The 18,153-nt window shown below is 42.0% G+C and carries 39 protein-coding genes and 1 pseudogene; 5 read left to right on the plus strand and 35 right to left on the minus strand.

Going from position 1 to position 18,153, the window contains the following annotated elements; genetic code table 11:
- Nucleotides 1–185: 185 nt before the first annotated feature.
- The 12 genes from ACXHJ2_RS16515 to ACXHJ2_RS16570 form a co-directional block, all read right to left on the minus strand.
- A complete protein-coding gene (locus tag ACXHJ2_RS16515; RefSeq protein WP_165081279.1) occupies nt 186–380 on the minus strand; it encodes a hypothetical protein in 195 nt (64 codons plus the stop codon).
- On the minus strand, nt 377–784 hold the full coding sequence (locus tag ACXHJ2_RS16520) for a RusA family crossover junction endodeoxyribonuclease (RefSeq protein ID WP_165081277.1): 408 nt from the start codon (nt 782–784) through the stop codon (nt 377–379). The genes ACXHJ2_RS16515 and ACXHJ2_RS16520 overlap by 4 nt, the downstream gene beginning before the upstream one ends.
- 103 nt (nt 785–887) lie before the next feature.
- Nucleotides 888–1,298: a YopX family protein gene (locus ACXHJ2_RS16525; RefSeq protein WP_165081275.1), complete on the minus strand. Its 411-nt coding sequence runs from the start codon at nt 1,296–1,298 to the stop codon at nt 888–890.
- A complete protein-coding gene (locus ACXHJ2_RS16530) occupies nt 1,291–1,704 on the minus strand; it encodes a hypothetical protein (protein ID WP_238791034.1) in 414 nt (137 codons plus the stop codon). Before ACXHJ2_RS16530 ends, ACXHJ2_RS16525 begins: the two co-directional genes overlap by 8 nt.
- A gap of 3 nt (nt 1,705–1,707) precedes the next feature.
- The gene (locus tag ACXHJ2_RS16535; protein WP_165081273.1) at nt 1,708–1,941 is read right to left on the minus strand and encodes a hypothetical protein; all 234 of its coding nucleotides are present in this window, start codon (nt 1,939–1,941) and stop codon (nt 1,708–1,710) included.
- 5 nt (nt 1,942–1,946) lie between these two features.
- Nucleotides 1,947–2,114: a hypothetical protein gene (locus ACXHJ2_RS16540; protein ID WP_165081271.1), complete on the minus strand. Its 168-nt coding sequence runs from the start codon at nt 2,112–2,114 to the stop codon at nt 1,947–1,949.
- Nucleotides 2,115–2,153: 39 nt separating this feature from the next.
- Nucleotides 2,154–2,462 carry a hypothetical protein gene (locus ACXHJ2_RS16545; protein ID WP_165081269.1) on the minus strand — a complete coding sequence of 103 codons (309 nt, stop codon included), beginning with the start codon at nt 2,460–2,462 and terminating at the stop codon, nt 2,154–2,156.
- Nucleotides 2,459–2,791 carry a BC1872 family protein gene (locus ACXHJ2_RS16550; protein ID WP_238791375.1) on the minus strand — a complete coding sequence of 111 codons (333 nt, stop codon included), beginning with the start codon at nt 2,789–2,791 and terminating at the stop codon, nt 2,459–2,461. Before ACXHJ2_RS16550 ends, ACXHJ2_RS16545 begins: the two co-directional genes overlap by 4 nt.
- A gap of 55 nt (nt 2,792–2,846) precedes the next feature.
- A complete protein-coding gene (dnaB, locus tag ACXHJ2_RS16555) occupies nt 2,847–4,136 on the minus strand; it encodes a replicative DNA helicase (RefSeq protein WP_165081265.1) in 1,290 nt (429 codons plus the stop codon).
- Complete coding sequence (locus ACXHJ2_RS16560) at nt 4,133–4,501, minus strand: replicative helicase loader/inhibitor (protein ID WP_165081263.1); 369 nt, start codon at nt 4,499–4,501, stop codon at nt 4,133–4,135. Before ACXHJ2_RS16560 ends, dnaB begins: the two co-directional genes overlap by 4 nt.
- On the minus strand, nt 4,502–5,251 hold the full coding sequence (locus ACXHJ2_RS16565) for a replication protein (protein WP_165081261.1): 750 nt from the start codon (nt 5,249–5,251) through the stop codon (nt 4,502–4,504). It lies immediately after the preceding gene.
- A gap of 13 nt (nt 5,252–5,264) precedes the next feature.
- Nucleotides 5,265–5,447, minus strand: a complete 183-nt coding sequence (locus ACXHJ2_RS16570; protein WP_165081259.1) for a hypothetical protein — start codon at nt 5,445–5,447, stop codon at nt 5,265–5,267.
- A gap of 135 nt (nt 5,448–5,582) precedes the next feature.
- On the opposite strand from ACXHJ2_RS16570, the gene ACXHJ2_RS16575 reads away from it, so the two are divergent.
- Nucleotides 5,583–5,795, plus strand: coding sequence for a helix-turn-helix domain-containing protein (locus tag ACXHJ2_RS16575; protein ID WP_165081257.1), 213 nt, complete (start codon nt 5,583–5,585; stop codon nt 5,793–5,795).
- On the opposite strand, the gene ACXHJ2_RS16580 is transcribed toward ACXHJ2_RS16575, so the two are convergent.
- The 21 genes from ACXHJ2_RS16580 to ACXHJ2_RS16680 all read right to left on the minus strand — a co-directional run bounded on the left by ACXHJ2_RS16580 (nt 5,792) and on the right by ACXHJ2_RS16680 (nt 13,289).
- Nucleotides 5,792–5,959 carry a hypothetical protein gene (locus tag ACXHJ2_RS16580; protein ID WP_165081255.1) on the minus strand — a complete coding sequence of 56 codons (168 nt, stop codon included), beginning with the start codon at nt 5,957–5,959 and terminating at the stop codon, nt 5,792–5,794. The two genes, ACXHJ2_RS16575 and ACXHJ2_RS16580, sit on opposite strands and share 4 nt — an antisense overlap.
- Nucleotides 5,949–6,176 carry a DUF3310 domain-containing protein gene (locus ACXHJ2_RS16585; protein WP_165081253.1) on the minus strand — a complete coding sequence of 76 codons (228 nt, stop codon included), beginning with the start codon at nt 6,174–6,176 and terminating at the stop codon, nt 5,949–5,951. The genes ACXHJ2_RS16580 and ACXHJ2_RS16585 overlap by 11 nt, the downstream gene beginning before the upstream one ends.
- A 120-nt stretch (nt 6,177–6,296) precedes the next feature.
- The gene (locus ACXHJ2_RS16590; protein ID WP_165081251.1) at nt 6,297–6,620 is read right to left on the minus strand and encodes a hypothetical protein; all 324 of its coding nucleotides are present in this window, start codon (nt 6,618–6,620) and stop codon (nt 6,297–6,299) included.
- Nucleotides 6,617–6,922 (minus strand): hypothetical protein, encoded by a 306-nt coding sequence (locus ACXHJ2_RS16595; RefSeq protein ID WP_164964745.1) that lies wholly within the window; start codon nt 6,920–6,922, stop codon nt 6,617–6,619. Before ACXHJ2_RS16595 ends, ACXHJ2_RS16590 begins: the two co-directional genes overlap by 4 nt.
- Nucleotides 6,923–6,943: 21 nt before the next feature.
- On the minus strand, nt 6,944–7,105 hold the full coding sequence (locus ACXHJ2_RS16600; protein ID WP_165081249.1) for a hypothetical protein: 162 nt from the start codon (nt 7,103–7,105) through the stop codon (nt 6,944–6,946).
- Nucleotides 7,106–7,468, minus strand: coding sequence for a hypothetical protein (locus ACXHJ2_RS16605; RefSeq protein ID WP_457874208.1), 363 nt, complete (start codon nt 7,466–7,468; stop codon nt 7,106–7,108).
- A 13-nt stretch (nt 7,469–7,481) separates the two neighbouring features.
- Nucleotides 7,482–7,844: a hypothetical protein gene (locus ACXHJ2_RS16610; protein WP_457874209.1), complete on the minus strand. Its 363-nt coding sequence runs from the start codon at nt 7,842–7,844 to the stop codon at nt 7,482–7,484.
- Nucleotides 7,841–7,987, minus strand: coding sequence for a hypothetical protein (locus tag ACXHJ2_RS16615; RefSeq protein WP_238791033.1), 147 nt, complete (start codon nt 7,985–7,987; stop codon nt 7,841–7,843). The genes ACXHJ2_RS16610 and ACXHJ2_RS16615 overlap by 4 nt, the downstream gene beginning before the upstream one ends.
- Nucleotides 7,988–8,073: 86 nt before the next feature.
- Complete coding sequence (locus ACXHJ2_RS16620; RefSeq protein ID WP_165081245.1) at nt 8,074–8,553, minus strand: hypothetical protein; 480 nt, start codon at nt 8,551–8,553, stop codon at nt 8,074–8,076.
- Between the two features lie 29 nt (nt 8,554–8,582).
- Entirely contained in the window at nt 8,583–8,750 is a 168-nt protein-coding gene (locus ACXHJ2_RS16625; RefSeq protein WP_165081244.1) for a hypothetical protein, read from the minus strand.
- Nucleotides 8,751–8,803: 53 nt separating this feature from the next.
- Nucleotides 8,804–9,127: a hypothetical protein gene (locus tag ACXHJ2_RS16630; RefSeq protein ID WP_165081242.1), complete on the minus strand. Its 324-nt coding sequence runs from the start codon at nt 9,125–9,127 to the stop codon at nt 8,804–8,806.
- Between the two features lie 26 nt (nt 9,128–9,153).
- Nucleotides 9,154–9,564: an HNH endonuclease gene (locus ACXHJ2_RS16635; RefSeq protein ID WP_165081240.1), complete on the minus strand. Its 411-nt coding sequence runs from the start codon at nt 9,562–9,564 to the stop codon at nt 9,154–9,156.
- A 94-nt stretch (nt 9,565–9,658) separates the two neighbouring features.
- Entirely contained in the window at nt 9,659–10,447 is a 789-nt protein-coding gene (locus tag ACXHJ2_RS16640) for a Rad52/Rad22 family DNA repair protein (RefSeq protein ID WP_457874211.1), read from the minus strand.
- Nucleotides 10,413–10,691: a hypothetical protein gene (locus tag ACXHJ2_RS16645; RefSeq protein ID WP_165081236.1), complete on the minus strand. Its 279-nt coding sequence runs from the start codon at nt 10,689–10,691 to the stop codon at nt 10,413–10,415. The genes ACXHJ2_RS16640 and ACXHJ2_RS16645 overlap by 35 nt, the downstream gene beginning before the upstream one ends.
- Nucleotides 10,675–10,893, minus strand: a complete 219-nt coding sequence (locus tag ACXHJ2_RS16650; protein ID WP_165081234.1) for a hypothetical protein — start codon at nt 10,891–10,893, stop codon at nt 10,675–10,677. Before ACXHJ2_RS16650 ends, ACXHJ2_RS16645 begins: the two co-directional genes overlap by 17 nt.
- Nucleotides 10,894–10,968: 75 nt before the next feature.
- Nucleotides 10,969–11,175: a hypothetical protein gene (locus tag ACXHJ2_RS16655; RefSeq protein WP_238791376.1), complete on the minus strand. Its 207-nt coding sequence runs from the start codon at nt 11,173–11,175 to the stop codon at nt 10,969–10,971.
- 1 nt (nt 11,176) lies between these two features.
- On the minus strand, nt 11,177–11,407 hold the full coding sequence (locus ACXHJ2_RS16660; RefSeq protein ID WP_165081230.1) for a hypothetical protein: 231 nt from the start codon (nt 11,405–11,407) through the stop codon (nt 11,177–11,179).
- Nucleotides 11,400–11,549 carry a hypothetical protein gene (locus ACXHJ2_RS16665; protein ID WP_165081228.1) on the minus strand — a complete coding sequence of 50 codons (150 nt, stop codon included), beginning with the start codon at nt 11,547–11,549 and terminating at the stop codon, nt 11,400–11,402. The genes ACXHJ2_RS16660 and ACXHJ2_RS16665 overlap by 8 nt, the downstream gene beginning before the upstream one ends.
- 163 nt (nt 11,550–11,712) lie before the next feature.
- Nucleotides 11,713–12,147 (minus strand): ORF6C domain-containing protein, encoded by a 435-nt coding sequence (locus tag ACXHJ2_RS16670; RefSeq protein ID WP_165081226.1) that lies wholly within the window; start codon nt 12,145–12,147, stop codon nt 11,713–11,715.
- Entirely contained in the window at nt 12,140–13,027 is an 888-nt protein-coding gene (locus ACXHJ2_RS16675) for a DUF3102 domain-containing protein (protein ID WP_238791032.1), read from the minus strand. The genes ACXHJ2_RS16670 and ACXHJ2_RS16675 overlap by 8 nt, the downstream gene beginning before the upstream one ends.
- A gap of 13 nt (nt 13,028–13,040) precedes the next feature.
- A complete protein-coding gene (locus tag ACXHJ2_RS16680; RefSeq protein WP_069010848.1) occupies nt 13,041–13,289 on the minus strand; it encodes a helix-turn-helix transcriptional regulator in 249 nt (82 codons plus the stop codon).
- 197 nt (nt 13,290–13,486) lie between these two features.
- On the opposite strand from ACXHJ2_RS16680, the gene ACXHJ2_RS16685 reads away from it, so the two are divergent.
- The 3 genes from ACXHJ2_RS16685 to ACXHJ2_RS16695 all read left to right on the plus strand — a co-directional run bounded on the left by ACXHJ2_RS16685 (nt 13,487) and on the right by ACXHJ2_RS16695 (nt 15,223).
- Nucleotides 13,487–13,921 carry a helix-turn-helix domain-containing protein gene (locus tag ACXHJ2_RS16685; protein WP_069010845.1) on the plus strand — a complete coding sequence of 145 codons (435 nt, stop codon included), beginning with the start codon at nt 13,487–13,489 and terminating at the stop codon, nt 13,919–13,921.
- Nucleotides 13,922–14,129: 208 nt separating this feature from the next.
- Entirely contained in the window at nt 14,130–14,351 is a 222-nt protein-coding gene (locus ACXHJ2_RS16690; RefSeq protein ID WP_081317535.1) for a helix-turn-helix domain-containing protein, read from the plus strand.
- 191 nt (nt 14,352–14,542) lie between these two features.
- On the plus strand, nt 14,543–15,223 hold the full coding sequence (locus tag ACXHJ2_RS16695) for a hypothetical protein (protein ID WP_165081224.1): 681 nt from the start codon (nt 14,543–14,545) through the stop codon (nt 15,221–15,223).
- 248 nt (nt 15,224–15,471) lie between these two features.
- Here the strand turns inward: ACXHJ2_RS16695 and ACXHJ2_RS16700 are convergent, their stop codons facing one another.
- Entirely contained in the window at nt 15,472–15,555 is an 84-nt protein-coding gene (locus tag ACXHJ2_RS16700) for a putative holin-like toxin (protein ID WP_223822117.1), read from the minus strand.
- Between the two features lie 154 nt (nt 15,556–15,709).
- Here ACXHJ2_RS16700 and ACXHJ2_RS16705 point away from each other — a divergent pair, with 154 nt between their 5' ends.
- Complete coding sequence (locus tag ACXHJ2_RS16705) at nt 15,710–17,194, plus strand: recombinase family protein (RefSeq protein ID WP_165081222.1); 1,485 nt, start codon at nt 15,710–15,712, stop codon at nt 17,192–17,194.
- Nucleotides 17,195–17,256: 62 nt separating this feature from the next.
- On the opposite strand, the pseudogene ACXHJ2_RS16710 reads toward ACXHJ2_RS16705, so the two are convergent.
- Nucleotides 17,257–18,141: pseudogene (locus tag ACXHJ2_RS16710) on the minus strand (CpaF family protein); the annotation flags it as partial.
- Nucleotides 18,142–18,153: the final 12 nt, after the last annotated feature.

Below are 18,153 nucleotides of genomic sequence, written 5' to 3' on the forward strand. Positions count from 1 at the left end.
CACACCTCGTTATCCGATTATTTTCATCTATATACTATGATTATACCACATCTAGTGCCGTTATAGTACATTTTTCGCACTATTACACAACATTTCGTATGCAGTTGGCACTTGACTATCTCAAATATTTACGTATGGCGACCATCACAATTGCGTAAATCAATAACGCCGCTATTAAATCCATGTTATGCTCCTACCTTATCCGGTGGTTTGCCTATGAATCTATGACCATCCGTTTTAAACCACGTAGCAGGCTCATAGAGACCTTTTAACTTTCGACCTAGTATTCGATCATCCATGACCGGTAACACGCCTATACGAGTCCCAGAATCGTCCAAAAGGGTATATCCGTCTTTGTGATTGATCCAACATGCTATCATGCTGCTTCTACCTCCCATACTTTGATAACGATTCGTGGTCGTTCGGAATAATACTTACGGGTAATGAGGGCAACAACTCGGTTATCATCTTGCCAAGCTATTTTATTTAGAGCATCAAAAATTCCTTTGACACAATTATCAATATCAGGCTTGACTATAGGGAATAGTTTTCCTTTCAGCGCTTCATCTCTTTTCTTCTTGCTCCAGCTTTGTGGTACTGGATAATAGAATGCGATCTCTGTTCCTACAGGTCCTGATAATGGCTTATCAAACTTCTTTCTCGCCAAGTAACCAATCTTAGTTTTGTAGGTGAGGTAATTTTGTGCTGACGGGTTTTCCCACTTGCTCCGTTGCGTCATACGAACTGCACCCATTGGCGTTATGTTTACCTCAAACGTTATCATGCTGCCTCATCCTCCTGTGCTTTCTCCCACTCTAACTCTGCTAACCCTTTACGTATGAATTCATCCCAGTCTTTGTCCATTAGGTCATAGTCGTCTATTGGATTCATGGGGTATCCTCCAGTAGTGATGGGTTTTCATAGATATTGCCAATGATTGAGCAATGTCGGGTTACCTCAAACCCTGTCCATCCTCCGTTACCTGCATTTGCCTTGTATAAACTGAGGGGTACTGCCTTAAACCTCGCTTGGTTTGAGTCATAACAGATGATTGCGACTTCATTTTGCCTAAGTGCGTAATCTGGTGGAATAACATCTCCCTCGTATATCTCTTTACCGTTACGGTCTTTTAGTCCGGTATATTGCATGATCACTTTTTCATCATCCGAGAAGCCACGTACATATTGCCCATCTAACGGATTAAATGCCGCCACCTTGCCTTCTGGATCAATAGTCACCTCATAGTCCATTTCCTTCACGAATACGTCCCACGCTCTAAATTTGATGGGTCTACTCACTTGTATCCTCTCCTTTCAAAGCTGCCGCGATTGAATTAATAACATCCGTCCCATCTTTCGCTATCTCTTCTAAATCCAAGTGACTGGCAGGTACAGTGTCGGCGGCTAATATTAATTCTTCGACGAACGTTTCCGCCTCTTTCAGTGCCTTATCCTTAATCTCTATCTGTTGTAGGAGGTAGGATATATATTCAGGAGCGTTCGCGACGAAGTTCGCGTTATTCTCATAGTTGGGGAAATAAGCCACACCATCAGGTACACTTTCGTATTCTTCATACATTTGACAAATATAAACAAACACTTCGCCATCAGCCGGAATAATCCGTACAGCATCGTCGGTTGAAAACCATTTCCCCGGTGTAGCTGCTGCCAGTGCTGTACGTATCTCTTTTATCTTCTTATCCATGGTTTAGACCTCCCACGTTCCATATGACCAACGCCCTACATGCCCACCACAATCTTTGCAGGAAGCTTCTTTTTCAACAACAAAATGGTCTTCGCGATAGGTATCCTCAATATTTATTTTTGCGGAATCACAATGATGGCATTTTAAAGGGTATCCATCCTCAGTGATGTACCCATCCGAACTCTGTCTGTTGATATATTCGCCGATATCTTCAAAAACTTCACTTTTATCTGACATATCCCTTATTCCTTTCCTTTTTCGGATAATCGAACCGTAATCGTCCCATTTACAAAATTAGAATCTTGGTTGATTACAAGCTTATGAAGCCCGTATTCATCACGCATTTCCTTAGCCAATTCAAAAATCTTCTCATCCAGTAACTCCGTAAATCTTTCGATTGTCATTTCCATATCCCTTATTCCTCTCCTTGCCCTTTAGGGGCTGTGATTTTATTCGGCTGCCGCTTCGCTGGGCTGTTCGGTCGATTCGGGGGCCTTCGGCCTTAGTAGTTCCTTCGCTGCTTTTTCGCCTTCTAGCGTGAGCCAACCCAAGTCCATAGTGACGCCCCATTCATACCAGTTCTTTCCTGACCATTTCTCTAATAGGTACCACGCTCTTTTATGATGCATATAAAAATCAGGTTCATTAATTAGCACTCTTGGAGTTGTACGTCTTCCTTGTGTACACGGATTATGAATAGCGTAGTTGGCGCATCGGTTATACACGTCCAACAAAAACCTTTTCTCATCCTCTTTCATTCCTCTATCCCCTCTCCTTGAGCTATTAGAGCTGCTAAACAGATGGCTTCCTGCGCCGTCGTGGCAGGCACTTCAATTGGACCCGAATCTGCATCATTCCAAAATGTGCAGCTGTACTCCGCTGGACTAATTTCGAAGATTTGTGTTCTGCTCAGAGTCATGATCGGATATTTTTGTGATACTTCCCATGCTGCGCCTATGTCAGTGCTGTACATTGCTGGTGACGTTGAATAACCTTTACTATTGATGATCATCCCCGGTCTGATTCGATCCGCCTTATATCCCATCACAGCCGTAGCAACCCATATATCTCGCTCTTGTGGTTTCATACTATTCCATTTAGCTATTACTTCATCTCTGGTCATAGGGTATCTTCTTCCCTTCTTATTGGAGTCTATAGTCAAAATCCTTGAATTTACAGTATTGCTTTAGGTTCATCATTTCCGCAGTTCCCACCGCCCCCTCACGATTCTTGGCGACAATGATTTCGATAATGTTCTTTTTCTCGGTATCTCGGTTGTAATAGTCGTCCCGGTATAAAAAGGATATGGTGTCTGCGTCTTGCTCAATGTTTCCTGATTCCCGTAAATCTGACATCATTGGGCGCTTGTCCTGGCGCTGCTCTACATTTCGGCTGAGTTGAGCCAGTGATATAACCGGACAATCATTTTCACGTGCCATCTGCTTAAGGCTGGAACTGATGTAACCAACCTCATCATTACGATTACTGAAATTTTTCCCGCCTTTAATTAGTTGCAGATAGTCGATATATACAATCAAATCTGGGTGCCTCTTTTTCAGCTTTCTGACCGCTGCACGTATTTCTTGAATGCTCAGTCCTGGACGATCGTCTATAAATACATTCATTTCAGTCAGCACTGATAATCCAAGAGTGTATGTCTCCCATTCGTCGTCTCTCAGTTGTCCGGTTCGGATGCGTTCACCGTCTATGTAGCACTCTGCGGCTATCATCCGGTCATACAATTGCATCTCAGGCTGTTCTAGGCTGAATATAGCGACTGCAAGGCCATCCTTACCGTTTCTAACGGCGTTGTTTAGGAGGAAGGCTGTTTTACCCATAGAAGGTCTTGCAGCCACTATATTGAGCGTCTGCTTCTGCCATTTGCCTGTTATCCTGTCCAACTCTGTGCCAACCGTACTGACTCCCAATGCTTGTCCGTTGTACTTCTTGTCATTCAAAAGTTCGAAGTGGTTCATGAGACCATCTTTAATATGCGAGAAGCCTTCTTTATCACGAGACTGGTCACCGATTTTCTCAGCAATGCTCATTAGCTCTGCTGCAAACTCGGTAGGATCTTCATGGCCACCGCTATATACTTCTTTGACAGCAATCATTCCGGTTCGCATTAAATACTTTTCCTTCACAATGCGTTCATGAGAAGCGAAGTCCGAAACGGATGGAACCGACTTGCTCAGGTCAACCAAATAGCTCATGCCACCAACATCCTGCAAGGCTTGTCCCATACGTGAAGTTATAGACACAACGTCTATCTTTTTATTTTCTTCTCGTAATGAGAGCATGTTTTCAAATATGACCCTATGACCCTCGTGATAAAATGCATCGGGCATTAGTAGAGACTCGTATATTAAATCTGGAGCTAACAGAATGGATCCAAGTACAGATTGTTCTGCCTCTAAGCTGAAATAACTCATTGAGCCTCAGCCCGTTTCTTTGCCAATAACCTCTGCGTCCAAGCCTGTCTGCTTATACCTTCTCTGACCCATGGCGGATCTTTCGGTATATCTTTGCGTTCTTCATCCTGCCTGCGGATCATCTCACGTGTTCTCTCAATTTCCTTATTAGCTTCAATTCTCTCATTCGCTTTTATTAAAGTAGGTATGCCAGGAGCGAAGTCTTTTCCCAAGCTTAGATAGTCACCCAAGTTAGCCATTACGGTTTCGTAGTCATATTGCTGTAGTTTATCCACCCAGATATCTACAACCGATTTATCAATCTTCCAACTTGGGAAATATGCTGCTGTTTTCTTTACGATATCAATAGCTTCCCTTTTTTCCATCTACCCCAGCTCCCTTTCTAATTCATCAAATATAGACATGCGACTGCTTTTTGCTCCTTTACTTTTATGCTTCTCTTTAATGGCATTGGTATAAAAGGAAAATGAATGAACCTTGCCGCCGTCTTCAACCTTTTTAGCATGTTTCTCTTCCATCACCTCTATAATCAGGTCAACCTGAACTCCTTTGTTCAGCAATTCAGTAACAGTAGGCCATTCTGATGGTTTCAAACCCATGCACTGATGAATACGCCCATATTCTTTATTCACTTTTTCAAAATCATTATTTTCGTCAGTAGTAATATCTTTAAGATTATCTTTAAAAGAATATATATCTTGGGGGGGTAAATAGCCCCCTGGGGGTGGTGACTGATTAGCCCCCACAGTGGGTTCTATTTCGTCACCTGGGGTCTTTTTAGCCCCCTGGGTACTTTTTTTGTTAGAATCCCATTCTGCAGTATTCGTATTAATTCCAATCACTCGTGCTTTAACGTGTGTACTTTCCTCAAACACTCTCACAATCTTCATATCAATGAGCTTATTAATCTCTCGTTTAACCTGATCCTTTCGGATGCCTGTTCCCTCTGCAATAAATGCATTTCCTAGTTCATGGCTTTTTCGATGGAATCCATATGTGAACCTAAAGATGAACATGATTATGTTTGCTTGGGATCCGTTTATCCTCGTTTTATAAAGTGCTTCTAATAGTTCATGCGCTATCAGGGTGTAACCATTCTCTAGCTGAGCAGCCATATAGGATCACCGCCTACATCGCTTGTTTGTCTTGATTACCTGAGTGGCACGACCATTTTTTCATGTACTCATTAACTGCCTTGTCTAAAAATTGCTGCATTGGTATTCCGTGCTCTACGCAGAATAATTTCAACTTTTTGTGTTCCTGCGGATCGAGACGGTAAGGGATGTTTTTTGTCTTGGTGTATCCTGCCATTATTATTCACTCCTTCAAGTCTCATTGACGTCATTATAACACGTTATCGTTTATTTTGTAACGTTATCGTTATATTTTAGTTTATACCGTTTACTTATCGCCTACTATACGTATGATAGGAATAGGTGATAAGTGATGATTAAAAGTAATTTGCCAATGCTTATGGCAGGTAAAAAAATTAGAAGTATAAACAAATTATCTAAGGAAACTGGCGTGAGTGCCCCGGCTTTGGGTCGCCTATACGATGGGACTAACATCCGCATTGACTATTCAACTATTGAAGCACTCTGCGCCTATTTTGAAATTGGTATTGGTGAGCTACTGGAGTACGTACCAGACGAGGACTAAGCCCCTCTATTCTCTAACCGGTCCATCTTTTGCTTAATGCGGTCTATCTGCCATTCGTAGTGCATGACATCTCCGTAATTGTTGTACTTTTCAGCCTCGTCCCGTTTCTCAATCGCGTGGGCGAGGTCAAATTTTAATAGTGTGTAATCGTTGTTAGCTGCCATCTTTACTTTCCTCCGAGTCTTTTATGAGGCGATCAAGGTAATATCTCGCCTTCTTCAAATCTTCCAATCCATTCTTATGTTCATAGCGAGAGATATATTTAATTACGTTGCCTGCTAGAAATCCTCTGTAAGCCACAGGAGACATTTTCGCATGCATGAAGTCAATTGGTTCAACGCCACCGAAGGAGTAGTGAGACGGGCGTATAGCGTCACTCATGGGCAACTCTCCCTATGCTCAAAGTGTTAGGTTCGATATGCTCAATCAACATATGCCTATCTATACTGACTACACCCACATATAACAGTAATGCGCATAATATAGAGGTATAGGCTCTTATCATGGGGTGTTTCCTTTATCTTGCAGGAGAGTGTGATACGCTTTGGTCATTTCGTCCAGCTTCTTCAATGTTGCTTCATACTCTCCACGGCTTACGCAGTTCGCTTGTAGTCCTTCATATGCCTTCTCAGCGGCGGTTAAATCATCATTCCAGCCCATTGCAGCTTTCTGGAACCGTTCGTATTCCCTTTCAAGTGCTGCATATTGTTGGAGCCAGTAAGGAAGAGCCACAGAAAACTCAGATGCATTATATGGGATATCGCTATCACCATACCTCTCTAACAGTTTCATATCCTCTTGCCAGTTACGTTGTTTATCTGTCATTGTTGTTCCTCCCCAGCCTTCAAATGCTCCTGCACCCTCACTTTAGGCACGCTCAATACTGCAAAGGCTCCAAACTCTCCCAGTGTGTCATTACCTTTAATCGCATCCTCAGGAATCCAAATCTCACATTTGATACGATGGTACCCTTTGTGTTTCCCTCGCTTAGATGGTGCGTATATTTGGGCTTGTCCTGAGAATGGAGCTACCACCCACAGACGGTCGTCACGGGGGTTCTCCTGCATGGACTCACTGAGATGCTTTGGATCAACGTCAAACATTACATTTCTGGTTTCGTTTATCATGGTATCTCTCCCTTATAGGTGTTATTTCTGTTCCATCCTTTTCATGAAATAAAGATGAAGCATTCTGTTTAGGTCCTTCTCAGTTATTTCAAACTCAATCATTTGTCCTGGAAGCTGTATGACCGCTGGAACATTGTCATTTTCGTTTAGCTTCAACTCATACATAAAGGTTCCATTTGGCATCTATATATCCTCCCTTAGTGGGTGACTGGATAATGTCATATAAGCAGCCTCTGCCCTCTGGCGTGGGCTGGCGTTAAGTAATTTTGCGATTGAATAAATATTGTAATGGTCGGCAGCACGATCACATATAAGTGCGCCTAAATGCCGAATGTATGTGTCTGTGTCTATTTCCAGCGCTTTAGCCTGTACCTCCAGAGAGGCGGCAAGATTGGAACAGTAATTGCGGTAACGCCCTGTTGAGTAGCTGCCATCCGGTTTAATCCATGGACCTGAGTCTCTGACCAACTTCCAACCGAGTTGTTGCATCTCAATAAGACTGAGTTCCTTATTAAGCTGCTGGTCTGTCATATCCTTTACCGACATATCTATCATCCTCTCATCCCTGACCCACCATTGATTCCAACATTTCGTTATCTACTTCCAGCATCTTGATTTTTGCCTGTTGTATGTTCAGGTTCCTCCGTGCCTCTTCCAGTTCCTTGGTAAGCCGGGCTATTGTCCGTTCCCTCTCTGCCAGTTGATCGCGGAGAATCTTATTTTGTTCAAGTAATAGTTCAGCCCACGCTGGTGCTCCTGCCAAAACCTCGCCTACTACTCCATCAGCAGCAGCTGACAACTCACACACAATCCAATCACTATCCAACTGGTAGATATCGTTATTATCTTGATCGTATGTCAGCCCTGAAATGTTGGCTTCTTTCAACTTCAAAGAGACAAGTTCAAAATCTATCTTACTCATGACTGTTCTTCCTCCTTAAATTCTTTTTTGAACGCTTGTGACAGCAACTTGTATTTATCCGTATCCCACGTGCAGTATCTATAGTGGATGTAGCCCTCTATATCCTCGTATAGGGCAAATACGGTATCTCCGTCCTCGTCCACGTAAAATCGCTCTATGCGGCGTTTGAGGTGTATTATCCCAACTTATTCTCTCCTTATAGGGGTATAGGGTAAGAGGCTGTTATGCCTCATCCTCCAAGAGTGGGGTAAATGCATTCCCAATCATAATCAGCAAACTTCACTTCTTGATATTTGATAATCTCACCCTTATGGACCTCAAAATCTTCGTTGAACTGCATCCCACTTTCGAAAGCATATATTTTCATATCAATCTGATATTCCTTCGATAATTTGGATAAACCTTCGACGTCCAGTCCCCAAGCAGCCTGAAAGCTCTCGAGCAACAAAATTGAATCATCAAAATACCATGTAATCCTGTCACTATCTATGAAGTTGCGGCGCGTTCCTTTCAAATGAAACCCTTGAGATGTACCGACAGCAGAGATATTTAAGCTATCTTCATCCTCTTCCACTTTAAGAGTTGGGGCTATACCTCCCATTATCATTGAAATAGAATGACCAATTGGTGTTAAAGCCTCTTTCAAAAACTTTGAAATGTTTTCTTTTTCCCCACGTACTTTTAATGTTCCAACAGACCAATTTGGCATGTGTTATCTCTCCTTTATAGGTAGTAGGATCACAAACTGTATTCTTTAATCCACAATCCGTCTTTGTACACCGCTACGCATGGATGATTATGAGAAAGCAAGTCTCGTGCCTTTCTCATCGCTAATCGCAATGTGTAATTACCTCTCACCGTCGAAACGTGCTCACCATCATCGTTGTACAACTTTAGTTCAAACATGTGTCTATCCCCCTTATGGAGGGCTGTTCCCTCCTTCTTATCCCCTATGGGGCTTAATCGTTAATGCCAGGCACCTTAATACCTGCTATTTCAAGAGCCTTTGCCATACCTTTTCGATATATTACGTTCTCCGTGTCATATTCAGCTAAATAACCTTTTGGTTCTTTGAAATGTGCAAGCATCCGTTCTTCCATCGTTAGTTGCACTTCATAGCCGATGTATAAAGCGCGGTTTAGCATGTCTAATGTAATGCCATCCATCGATCCGTTTTCTTTTGTTGCAGTTACGAAATCCCTTATCACACGTTCTCGTGAAAAGTTTTTAATTTTACTTTCAATCGACTCTGCCTGTGCTTTGGTTAAAATTGCTTTATCCATGTGTTTGTCCTCTCTGCCCTTGGGGGCTATAGATTTCTTGCTTGATATATTGGAGACATATCAGGTGCATATTTCATTGCTTTGATATGGTCTAGTAATATGGGTTGCCATACTCTCTTATTGCTGTGGATTCGTTCATGGCAGGCATGGCATACCAGTACACAGTTATCTACCTCATATCGGCCTCCACCGCCGCCCATGCCGCCGTATATGATGCGATGAAGGTGTAAGCCCGGTCCCGGCTTGCCGCACAGCAGACAGCAATTGTGTTCGCCTACGGATGTGTCACGATCGGATACAGCGGATCGTACCTTGTCCTTACTAATGGATTCTGGATCAATAAAACGTTTCTTCTTAGGTCGTTCTTTGCGGTTATGGTGAGCCAGAAGATTTTTGCGATGTTCTGGTATAGGTTTCTTGCGTTTCGCGAGTGCCATAACTACCTCCTAAAATGGTCCGTCAATAGGCTCGGGTAATGGGCCGCCATCGTCATAGAATGGATCTTTATCACGGTCATATTTGTTCATATCATCACGCTCCTGCTGGATAGTCGTTAAGTTGATTAATCAAGGTACTGGCTTCTTTTTTGGTTAGGTCTTTGATGCTCTCTTTGCCTGAGCTCACTTGTCTGATCATCAGCCTGAAATCTTCCTCTGATATCTTTTTTTCATTTTTTATACGGTGACTGTATTTAACTTGAGCTTCACTAATAAGCATGCTTGTAGGCGTTCTATTATCGTTGTTAGGCGATGAATTATTATTAGTTGTCGGCTCAGGTTCATCCTGAACTACAGATTGAACTACAGGATTTTGAGGTTTCCCAGAAGCAGTAAACCCCTCAGGTAATGCCCATTCCGGAAGTGTTGGAGTATCCCAGTACCCCTTGATGTATTCGTCTTTGCCGCCCGACACCTTCACTTTAACGTTGGCATAATTCTCGCCACGCTCTTTCAGCGGTATCCTATTTTGATCAAGCTTGTACAAGTAGCGACCTATGCCCCACTGTACAGCTGCTCGCTTCATAGCGCCTGACAATCCACCTTTAACGGCGTCCATATTGCTGTCGTCTGACCCGTCCCATTTGGTTATCCATTCATCACCGATTTTCACCGATATGCCGCAAAGCTGGCTTCCTTGTTTCCATTCTTTGAATTCATTTTTCCAGCCTGTAGGACCAAATATTTCATCAAGTCGATTCATAATGGCTCTGTTCGTCACATATACAAGGACAAATACAAAGTTACCATTTGAGGTTTTTTGTCCACGATCTACACGCCACTCAATTTCATCCGGTGGAAATGGAGCCTGTAGGGACTTCATTATCTCCTTCGAATCCATCTGTATCATCCTCCAATTCATAGGTGGCTTTTACTTTTCGAGGTATATAATTCTCTGGGTCCGTTGGTGCATAGTGCTTGCTTCTATAGAGATAGTCGTTTATTTCTTCGATATTGTGCCAGCGCGTGACACGCATAAAGTCAGTGCTCATATTCCCTGCTATGTCGATGAAGTATCCTTCTTTGTGCTGTAACACATAGTAGGTCCGTTCATCCGATTTTTTCATACCATTCGACCTTTCGTTGTGGTATAATCACGATACTTACTTTTGATGTGTGCTTGATCTGTGCTGCCGTTGCTTCGGCAGCTTTTTCTTTTTTATAAGCTATCGCCATGTTTTTCAGGTACACCCTCAGCAACGTTTTTGTTAGCGTCCCGCGTTGTTTTGCGATCTTTGCCAGTTCTAGAAACACCCTGCGATCCGTCATCCTTCTTCACCTCCACAAGTTTGACCTCACCTCCCCAACCGTAATGCTTTAAAATATCGTCTACATTGCGAAACCTCATGCTGTGCGTTTGCCCTCCCGGTCCTCTGGGTGAAACATCTTGTCCAATTCAAATGCGCGCTTCTCGTAAATCACGTCAGGTCGTTTCAAGTCGAAATCTACTGCCCACTGGCTGTCCTGTCTTCCGTTCTCCATTTCATCTGCTAGTTGATTGAGCCAGAATGACTGATCACGTAGATATGCGATGTACTCAGTTCTGGTCATGTTAGCAAGCCCCGCCATATACTCGTCTCCCTCCTGCTTCTTTTAGAACCCAGTTCGTCACGCACCCATCGTCAAGGAACAAATCACCATCTACAATGATGTAACTGTCTATGCTGGTATGAATCTCACAGCCGCATCCGCATTTGCACACCACTGCGTTGGTTGATTCAGGACGTTTAAACGGGAACGGGGTAACTACGCGGTTTTCAATCTCCTTTGGATGTTTAGCCACTTTTCTTCTCTCCCTCCAGGTTGGTTACTCGATGTCCGTATTTTTGGTTAAGCAATATAATTTTGCGTGTGAACTCTAACCGTGTGCGCTCACTCATAACTGGCATGCTTTTTAATTCACCATTGGTAAAATTATCTTTCATTCCGCAGCCTCCTAGATGTACAATGGGTTGTGGTTGTTCTTACATATGCGTCAAGATGTTGATATTTTTGACGGGCTAAGTTCTACTTAGGTCGTTCTGTAAGGGGGTAGATTTAACCAACGTCCTTTTACTGAGGTATTACCAAGTTAGGAATACCCTCATTTCAGATGTAAGCTTCTGGTTTGAATGAGCTTGCAAACTGTACAGCTTCTTTAAAGTCAATACGTCGAATGCAATTGTACTTAGGAACATCGAATTTACGCTTAAGTTGCTTCCAGATCATCCGACGATACTTACCTACAACCTTGCGGAATTCCATATCTTCATCTTGGTAGCGATCTTTAGCAAGAGAAGTCGATTTACTTGCTACTGCACTGTGAAGCATGGAGCATTCAGCGTTAGTCAAGCAGACAGAATCACGAACCTCTTGAACCATTTCTGTCATTTCGGCAAACCGTTCATCTACATGGCTTTCGATGTTCATCATGCGATTAAGCATTAATTGAAGTGACTTATTGGATTGCTCTTGTGATTCCAGCGATTTTTGAAGGAATCCGTATACAGGTACTAATTGTGTTTGCTCGATTGGTTTACTCATTTATAACGCCTCCGATTATTCGACCACTTAAGGCCGTTTTTATTTGGGTAGTGAAGCTTTCCAGCATTTCAATGCTTTCGCGAATCTTCTGTTTGGTAATGGGATCAGCCGCTGAGAGTGCACCTTCCATTAAGGTTGTTATAGCTGCATCTTCCAGAAAACGATTGATCTTGGATCGAATCTGTAGAACATTTACATCTGCTTCATGCTGTAATTTCTTCCGTTGCTTCTGCGCTTCGATTTCATCAAAGTCTGTTGTATCTCGAAGCTCAAATTTTTCGAGTTGTTGTCTTGCTTCTTGATAACCAGCGCGAAGATTATTGTTTTGAAACTTCAAGTCCTCCAGTTCACGTTTGATGGTTTCAGGGACCACTTCAACGGAATTAGTGATGACTTTAGGCGGCTGGTTCTTTGCCTGTTGCCACAGGTGTTCAAAATGATTGGCTGAGTTTTTCGCTGTCTCAGCTTGCTTCTGTACTTGTTGTAATGCTTTCTTCACTTCTCTAAGCTCACGAACGGTCATTTCATCAACTGTTTTTTGTTCGCCAGTTGAGGGTATTTCGTGTGCTTGTTTAGTGAATTCTTCGCGGTCAATGGATTCGGGAAGTGACAGCATTTCGAAAATCTTTCCAGTAGACAAATGCGACGACGTCGTCGCTTTTCCAAATTGTTCAAAAGCCTGAATCATTCTTTGTGCAGTTCTTGGAACAATGTCCAGTGATTGAAGCCATGCTTCCCATTGCCCATGTACAAGGTCGTTATCCCTGACATGTTTGAGTCTCTTTCCTATTTCAATCACAGCTTGTCCAGCAACTTGTTTGAAGCTGTTTATTTCAGCAGTGATTTCAATTAAGTCTGACGAAAGTGAAATTTGTGTCACTTGATCACTCCCTTTAAGCAGTTTTTCGTTTTTGCTTCATTTTGTGGCAATCATCTTCAAAAAAAAGATCTGGAAATATTTTTTCAGCTGGAATCTTGAAGTGCCTTTCCATTTTAACCATTAGCTTAGCTGTCGGGTTTCTTAAACCAAGTTCCATCATGCTCAGATATTGTCTAGAGATATCTAAGTTTTTTGCCACATCTTCTTGGGAACCTTCGGACTTACGTAGTTCAGCAAGCAATGACCTTTTCATAGTGACCATTTTACACCGCCTTTCATGTTTCAGCCACGTTTTGTGGCATTTCATGTTTATAATATAACTCTCTATTTTGTGGTTGTCAATATGTTTTTGCAACAAATTGTGGCTTTGTTTATCTAAAAAAACTTTATTGCAACTTTTCGTGGCATTAATTTTATTTGACACATTATGTGGAGTAAAATACAGGAGGGATTCAATAAATGAATATAATTAAAGGAGAGATAATCAAATTGCTGCCGGATCGCCTTATTAGCTTGAGGAAAGAGAAGAAATTGACTCAAGAGAAAATCGCGGAAAAATTGGGCATTACAAGATCCGCCTACTCACAATACGAACTCGGAACTAGGAACCCCGATCACGAAACATTAAATAAAATGGCTGACTTTCATAATGCCTCAATTGATTACTTAATGGGCAGAACTGATATTCGAACGCAGATATTAACAGAACCTTCAAGAGAACTAATTGATTCACTTGATTTAGCTGATGAAGACATAATTAAGAAATTTAATTTTCAAGTAGATGGAGTGGAATTAAAGGAAGACGAAGTTCACAGATTTATTGCGTTTGTCAGGGCAGAGAGAGCTATGAAGAACAAAAATCATGATTCTCAGAACGATGGAGATGATCTTTAACACATTCTGGTTTAACATTGGTGTTCCTAATGTTGTTAAGTACAAACTCAGGATTTAAACCAATTTCCTCCAATATTTCTTTTGTGATGTTAAAAACGATCCTCTTCTCCATGCGTATCAGCTCCCGTTGCATAATTGCTATCAGTATAATTCATTTTAAGGGAACGCGTGTTCTTATTCAAGAATAAAATAACAGTGAGGCATGATCATGGTATATAAGCCTGGTCGCTGCCTGCTAACTATACGTTTAAAGGAGAAACGTAAGACACAACAATGGTTATGCGAACAGATCGGAATGAGCAAATCTCAAATATCCGATTATGCAACAAACCGAACAATGATGTCTTACGGAACAGCCATGACCATTGCCGGGGCTATTGGCTGCCACATGGAAGATCTGTACGAACGCATAGATAGCAGTAGCAGATGAGTGACGAAAGTCGCTCTGACCGGGATAACAGTACACTCATTCACGTACTGTGAAGCGCTAATATTGCGCTACAGGTTAAACATATCATATATTGGTGAATTCTGGCGAGAAAAAACCTATTGGAAATATCGGGAAATGACGATAATATAGATGAATTGGTATATCATAATTTTTCAAAAGGTGGTTTATAAATGCGGCTCATCTTTTATACTTTGTCATTCGCTGTAATTTTTATGTTAGTTGGATGTGGTCAAAGTGAGTTTGAAAAAAACATGAATCAAGGAAAAGAATATTTAAAAAGTAAACAATACAGTTCAGCAATAGACAGTTTTAACAATGCCCTAATCGATAATCCTTCAAGCTCTGATGCAAAAACACTATTAGAAAAAGCAAAAGAAGATCAAATAGATTCCACAATGAAAGAAAAACTAACTCAGTATATGAATGAAAATAAAATGATAGTTTTAAAATTTGTGCTTGAGCGAAAACAACAGAAGATAGAAGATTTAACTGTAGAAAAACAGGATGAAAAGCTCCATAGACTTATAGATATTCAAGAAGAGGAAAGAAAACTAATATCAAAATATCAGGATTATAAGAGTATAACTGATACTCATGAGAAATTACTTGAATCAATTGCTGCGGCAATCGACCTTCAATCCGATACTGTCACACTTATGAAATATTTAGCTGATAAACCAAACGATTATCAAATAACTGACGAAAAAGCATCAGAAGCGCAGGCTAATTTAAAAACAAACTCTGATCTGAGTAATGAAAAATTAAAAATGTATACAAATTATTTAGGAGAGTTACAAACTAAGTATGAGGTCGATATTTCTGAGAAGAATGAGGATGTCAAAACTCAATAATATTTTATCAGTAATTCAATCACCATGAATAAAAGCTCTGCTAACCTTAATGGGTCGGCAGAGCTTCGTTATGTATACATAATATTTGAATGGAAATTGAATTGCAATGAATAAACTTCGTATGATACCATAAGAATAGAAAAAGGGAACGGTTGCAGCCGCTCCCCTGTACGACAAGTCCGCTATAAGAGCGGTCGGCATAAGGTTTTAGGTACAGGAATAGACCGTTGACCTTACCACAGGGCGGTCTATTTCCGTTTATGGAAAGAAAGTATCAGAATCACCAATGTTGCAAATTGAATCATCAACATCAGCGTGTCTTTAACTTCCATGGCTTCACCCCCTTTACAGGAGATTAGCCGACCGCCCTTGATAGCCGTTATGTCGTACAATCCAGATTATACCACATTAGTCCTCTATTAAGAGGGCTTTTTATTTTGCCATGTTAACCTTACAATCAAAGATAAGACAGTTAGGAGGCACACTATGAGAGTAGCAATATACATCCGGGTAAGTACCGACATGCAGGTTGAAGATGGCTTTTCCATCGAGGGACAGCGTACAAGGCTCACAAGCTATGCAGCGTCTCAAGACTGGGAAATCCACGACTTTTACATAGATGAGGGACAGTCAGCTAAGGACCTTAAACGTCCTGAAATGGAACGCATGCTTTCAGATATGGAAGAACATAAATTCGACGTGGTACTCGTTTATAAGCTTGACCGTCTCACGCGTTCTGTGAGCGATCTGCACGACCTTCTAAAACGCTTTGACAAGCATAGTGTAAAGTTCAAATCAGCCACCGAAATATTCGATACTACGACTGCCATGGGTCGTCTATTTATCACAATCGTTGCTGCGATGGCTGAATGGGAACGCGGCACCATCTCTGAGCGTGTACGCTTCGGCATAGAGCAAATGATATTGGAAGGTAAGCGGCCTGGTGGTGTCCTGCCATATGGATATACACAGGACAGCGAATTAATAGAGGAAGAAGCAGAAATAATCCGTTATGCCCGTAAGCTGTATATGAGCGGTCTTGGCTACCAGTCAGTTGCAGTCAGACTCAATCGTGAAGGAAAGCTTCGTCGTGGAAAGCTGTGGACGGCCGCAACGGTAACTTATACCTTAGAAAACCCTTTTTATGCTGGCATCCTACGATTGGGTTCCAAACTACCAGGAGGAAACTACGTTAACCACGGACGTGACGATAGGGTTAAATGTTTGTATGGTGATGGGGACCATCCCGTTATCTTTACGCGTCTGGAATATGAAGAGACAAAAGAATATATGAAGCGTAGAACTAGCGGAGGATTCAGCCGGGTACAAACCTATTGGTTTTCCGGCGTACTACGTTGCGGACGCTGTGGAGCAGCTATGTTTGGTAAGATGTCAAACAAGCGCAAAAGAACCGATGGCAGCCTTGTGCGCACGCCTTATTATATCTGCTCTAACAAACACGCCAATAAAAGCTGTGACATGCCTACATTTAGACAGGTACATGTGGAACATCTATTTATGGAGTATATTAAGCAAGTCACCACGGATCAGGAAACCGTAAAACAGGTTGCAGCTACAATGCAAAATGATGAGATTAAAATAGTAGATGAAATTGCTTTGGCTAAGAAAGAGTTAAAAAAAATTGCTGACCGACGCGAGAAGTGGCAATACATGTTCGTCGAAGGTCTTATAACTAAAGATCAAATCCGTAAAAGAATCACTGAAGAAGATGCGGCCGAAGAAGAAATTAAAAAACATTTGGCAGAAAATAAAAATATGATGTCTGCTGTACCTAAATCAGATGATTTAAAAGAGCTTGATCAATTGTGGCCTGAGATGGATGATGAAGAAAAGAAAGATATGATTTTTACATTGTGTTCTAAAATAGTGTTGCATACAGATGAAACGAATGTTAAAGGAGTAAAGAACAAATTTTTCGATGCTTATATTGGCGAGGTCCTTTATAATTAATTATGAATTTATAGCGCTCTTTTATGAGCGCTTATTACATATGAATACCACATTGTATTATATAGAGATCCATCATGTCCCGTGTTCATCGCTTGCAGCATATCCAACGCCTCACTCCCTCTGACCTCACCCACCACAATGCGGTTAGGCCGCATACGTAAGGATGAACGAATCAGATCACGAATCGTGATTTCTCCCTTCCCCTCGGTGTTCGCGTTCCGTGTTTCCATGGAAACTAGGTTGGGGACAGTCACAATTTGTAGCTCTGCCGAATCTTCAATCGTAATAATCCGTTCAGAAGAAGGGATGAACTGGGATAATGCATTCAGAAAAGTTGTTTTACCAGAGCCCGTTCCGCCGCTTATAAAAATGTTGTACTTGCTACGTACCAAGTCTTTGAGCATAGCGGCGACTTCTGTATTGAGTGCACCCATTCGTATCAAATCATCCATCGTCATGGGACGCTCGGGAAACTTCCGTATGGTCATCGTCGGACCCTTGAGAGCAACTGGCGGCAGCACGATATTTACACGTGATCCGTCCTTTAGTCGGGCATCCACAATGGGAGAAGCCTCATTCACAATTCGGTTCACCCCGGCTACAATCGTCTGGATCAAATCCTCCAGTCGTTCGCGGGATTCGAATTGATCGGGCACCTGAATCACCTCACCTGCCCGCTCCACGAAGATTTCCCGATGACTATTGATCATAATTTCCGTTACGGTCGGGTCGTCAATCAACGGCTGGAGCACATCCAGCCCACGGAAAGAGTTGAAAATTTTGCGGACAAGTGCATGCTTTTCTCGGGAAGTTAAGCTCGCCAGCTCTACGTCGTGTAAAATTCGCTTTTCGATATGCCGTACTAGATCTGTATCCTTTACCGAGGACGTTACGTCCAGCCCGTTACGAATATCCGCGCGCAATGCCTTAAATTGTTCCTCATTCATGTCATCATCCCC

It is taken from the genome of Paenibacillus sp. ALE3, assembly GCF_054113405.1.

Bases quoted from the DNA above. Each gene is read 5' to 3' on its own strand.
- ACXHJ2_RS16690 (WP_081317535.1), top strand. From the start codon at position 14,130: ATGGTATATAAGCCTGGTCGCTGCCTGCTAACTATACGTTTAAAGGAG.
- ACXHJ2_RS16650 (WP_165081234.1), bottom strand. From the start codon at position 10,893: ATGACGGATCGCAGGGTGTTTCTAGAACTGGCAAAGATCGCAAAACAA.
- ACXHJ2_RS16590 (WP_165081251.1), bottom strand. From the start codon at position 6,620: ATGACAGATAAACAACGTAACTGGCAAGAGGATATGAAACTGTTAGAG.
- ACXHJ2_RS16640 (WP_457874211.1), bottom strand. From the start codon at position 10,447: ATGAAGTCCCTACAGGCTCCATTTCCACCGGATGAAATTGAGTGGCGT.
- ACXHJ2_RS16670 (WP_165081226.1), bottom strand. From the start codon at position 12,147: ATGAGTAAACCAATCGAGCAAACACAATTAGTACCTGTATACGGATTC.
- ACXHJ2_RS16520 (WP_165081277.1), bottom strand. From the start codon at position 784: ATGATAACGTTTGAGGTAAACATAACGCCAATGGGTGCAGTTCGTATG.
- ACXHJ2_RS16565 (WP_165081261.1), bottom strand. From the start codon at position 5,251: ATGGCTGCTCAGCTAGAGAATGGTTACACCCTGATAGCGCATGAACTA.
- ACXHJ2_RS16580 (WP_165081255.1), bottom strand. From the start codon at position 5,959: ATGGCAGCTAACAACGATTACACACTATTAAAATTTGACCTCGCCCAC.
- ACXHJ2_RS16695 (WP_165081224.1), top strand. From the start codon at position 14,543: ATGCGGCTCATCTTTTATACTTTGTCATTCGCTGTAATTTTTATGTTA.
- ACXHJ2_RS16655 (WP_238791376.1), bottom strand. From the start codon at position 11,175: ATGACCAGAACTGAGTACATCGCATATCTACGTGATCAGTCATTCTGG.
- ACXHJ2_RS16620 (WP_165081245.1), bottom strand. From the start codon at position 8,553: ATGCCAAATTGGTCTGTTGGAACATTAAAAGTACGTGGGGAAAAAGAA.
- ACXHJ2_RS16550 (WP_238791375.1), bottom strand. From the start codon at position 2,791: ATGAAACCACAAGAGCGAGATATATGGGTTGCTACGGCTGTGATGGGA.
- ACXHJ2_RS16560 (WP_165081263.1), bottom strand. From the start codon at position 4,501: ATGGAAAAAAGGGAAGCTATTGATATCGTAAAGAAAACAGCAGCATAT.
- ACXHJ2_RS16630 (WP_165081242.1), bottom strand. From the start codon at position 9,127: ATGGATAAAGCAATTTTAACCAAAGCACAGGCAGAGTCGATTGAAAGT.
- ACXHJ2_RS16610 (WP_457874209.1), bottom strand. From the start codon at position 7,844: ATGAGTAAGATAGATTTTGAACTTGTCTCTTTGAAGTTGAAAGAAGCC.
- ACXHJ2_RS16700 (WP_223822117.1), bottom strand. From the start codon at position 15,555: ATGGAAGTTAAAGACACGCTGATGTTGATGATTCAATTTGCAACATTG.
- ACXHJ2_RS16685 (WP_069010845.1), top strand. From the start codon at position 13,487: ATGAATATAATTAAAGGAGAGATAATCAAATTGCTGCCGGATCGCCTT.
- ACXHJ2_RS16680 (WP_069010848.1), bottom strand. From the start codon at position 13,289: ATGGTCACTATGAAAAGGTCATTGCTTGCTGAACTACGTAAGTCCGAA.
- ACXHJ2_RS16705 (WP_165081222.1), top strand. From the start codon at position 15,710: ATGAGAGTAGCAATATACATCCGGGTAAGTACCGACATGCAGGTTGAA.
- ACXHJ2_RS16645 (WP_165081236.1), bottom strand. From the start codon at position 10,691: ATGAAAAAATCGGATGAACGGACCTACTATGTGTTACAGCACAAAGAA.
- ACXHJ2_RS16625 (WP_165081244.1), bottom strand. From the start codon at position 8,750: ATGTTTGAACTAAAGTTGTACAACGATGATGGTGAGCACGTTTCGACG.
- ACXHJ2_RS16605 (WP_457874208.1), bottom strand. From the start codon at position 7,468: ATGTCGGTAAAGGATATGACAGACCAGCAGCTTAATAAGGAACTCAGT.
- ACXHJ2_RS16600 (WP_165081249.1), bottom strand. From the start codon at position 7,105: ATGCCAAATGGAACCTTTATGTATGAGTTGAAGCTAAACGAAAATGAC.
- ACXHJ2_RS16575 (WP_165081257.1), top strand. From the start codon at position 5,583: ATGATTAAAAGTAATTTGCCAATGCTTATGGCAGGTAAAAAAATTAGA.
- ACXHJ2_RS16595 (WP_164964745.1), bottom strand. From the start codon at position 6,922: ATGATAAACGAAACCAGAAATGTAATGTTTGACGTTGATCCAAAGCAT.
- ACXHJ2_RS16535 (WP_165081273.1), bottom strand. From the start codon at position 1,941: ATGTCAGATAAAAGTGAAGTTTTTGAAGATATCGGCGAATATATCAAC.
- ACXHJ2_RS16665 (WP_165081228.1), bottom strand. From the start codon at position 11,549: ATGAAAGATAATTTTACCAATGGTGAATTAAAAAGCATGCCAGTTATG.
- ACXHJ2_RS16545 (WP_165081269.1), bottom strand. From the start codon at position 2,462: ATGAAAGAGGATGAGAAAAGGTTTTTGTTGGACGTGTATAACCGATGC.
- ACXHJ2_RS16585 (WP_165081253.1), bottom strand. From the start codon at position 6,176: ATGAGTGACGCTATACGCCCGTCTCACTACTCCTTCGGTGGCGTTGAA.
- ACXHJ2_RS16530 (WP_238791034.1), bottom strand. From the start codon at position 1,704: ATGGATAAGAAGATAAAAGAGATACGTACAGCACTGGCAGCAGCTACA.
- dnaB (WP_165081265.1), bottom strand. From the start codon at position 4,136: ATGAGTTATTTCAGCTTAGAGGCAGAACAATCTGTACTTGGATCCATT.
- ACXHJ2_RS16570 (WP_165081259.1), bottom strand. From the start codon at position 5,447: ATGGCAGGATACACCAAGACAAAAAACATCCCTTACCGTCTCGATCCG.
- ACXHJ2_RS16540 (WP_165081271.1), bottom strand. From the start codon at position 2,114: ATGGAAATGACAATCGAAAGATTTACGGAGTTACTGGATGAGAAGATT.
- ACXHJ2_RS16515 (WP_165081279.1), bottom strand. From the start codon at position 380: ATGATAGCATGTTGGATCAATCACAAAGACGGATATACCCTTTTGGAC.
- ACXHJ2_RS16635 (WP_165081240.1), bottom strand. From the start codon at position 9,564: ATGGCACTCGCGAAACGCAAGAAACCTATACCAGAACATCGCAAAAAT.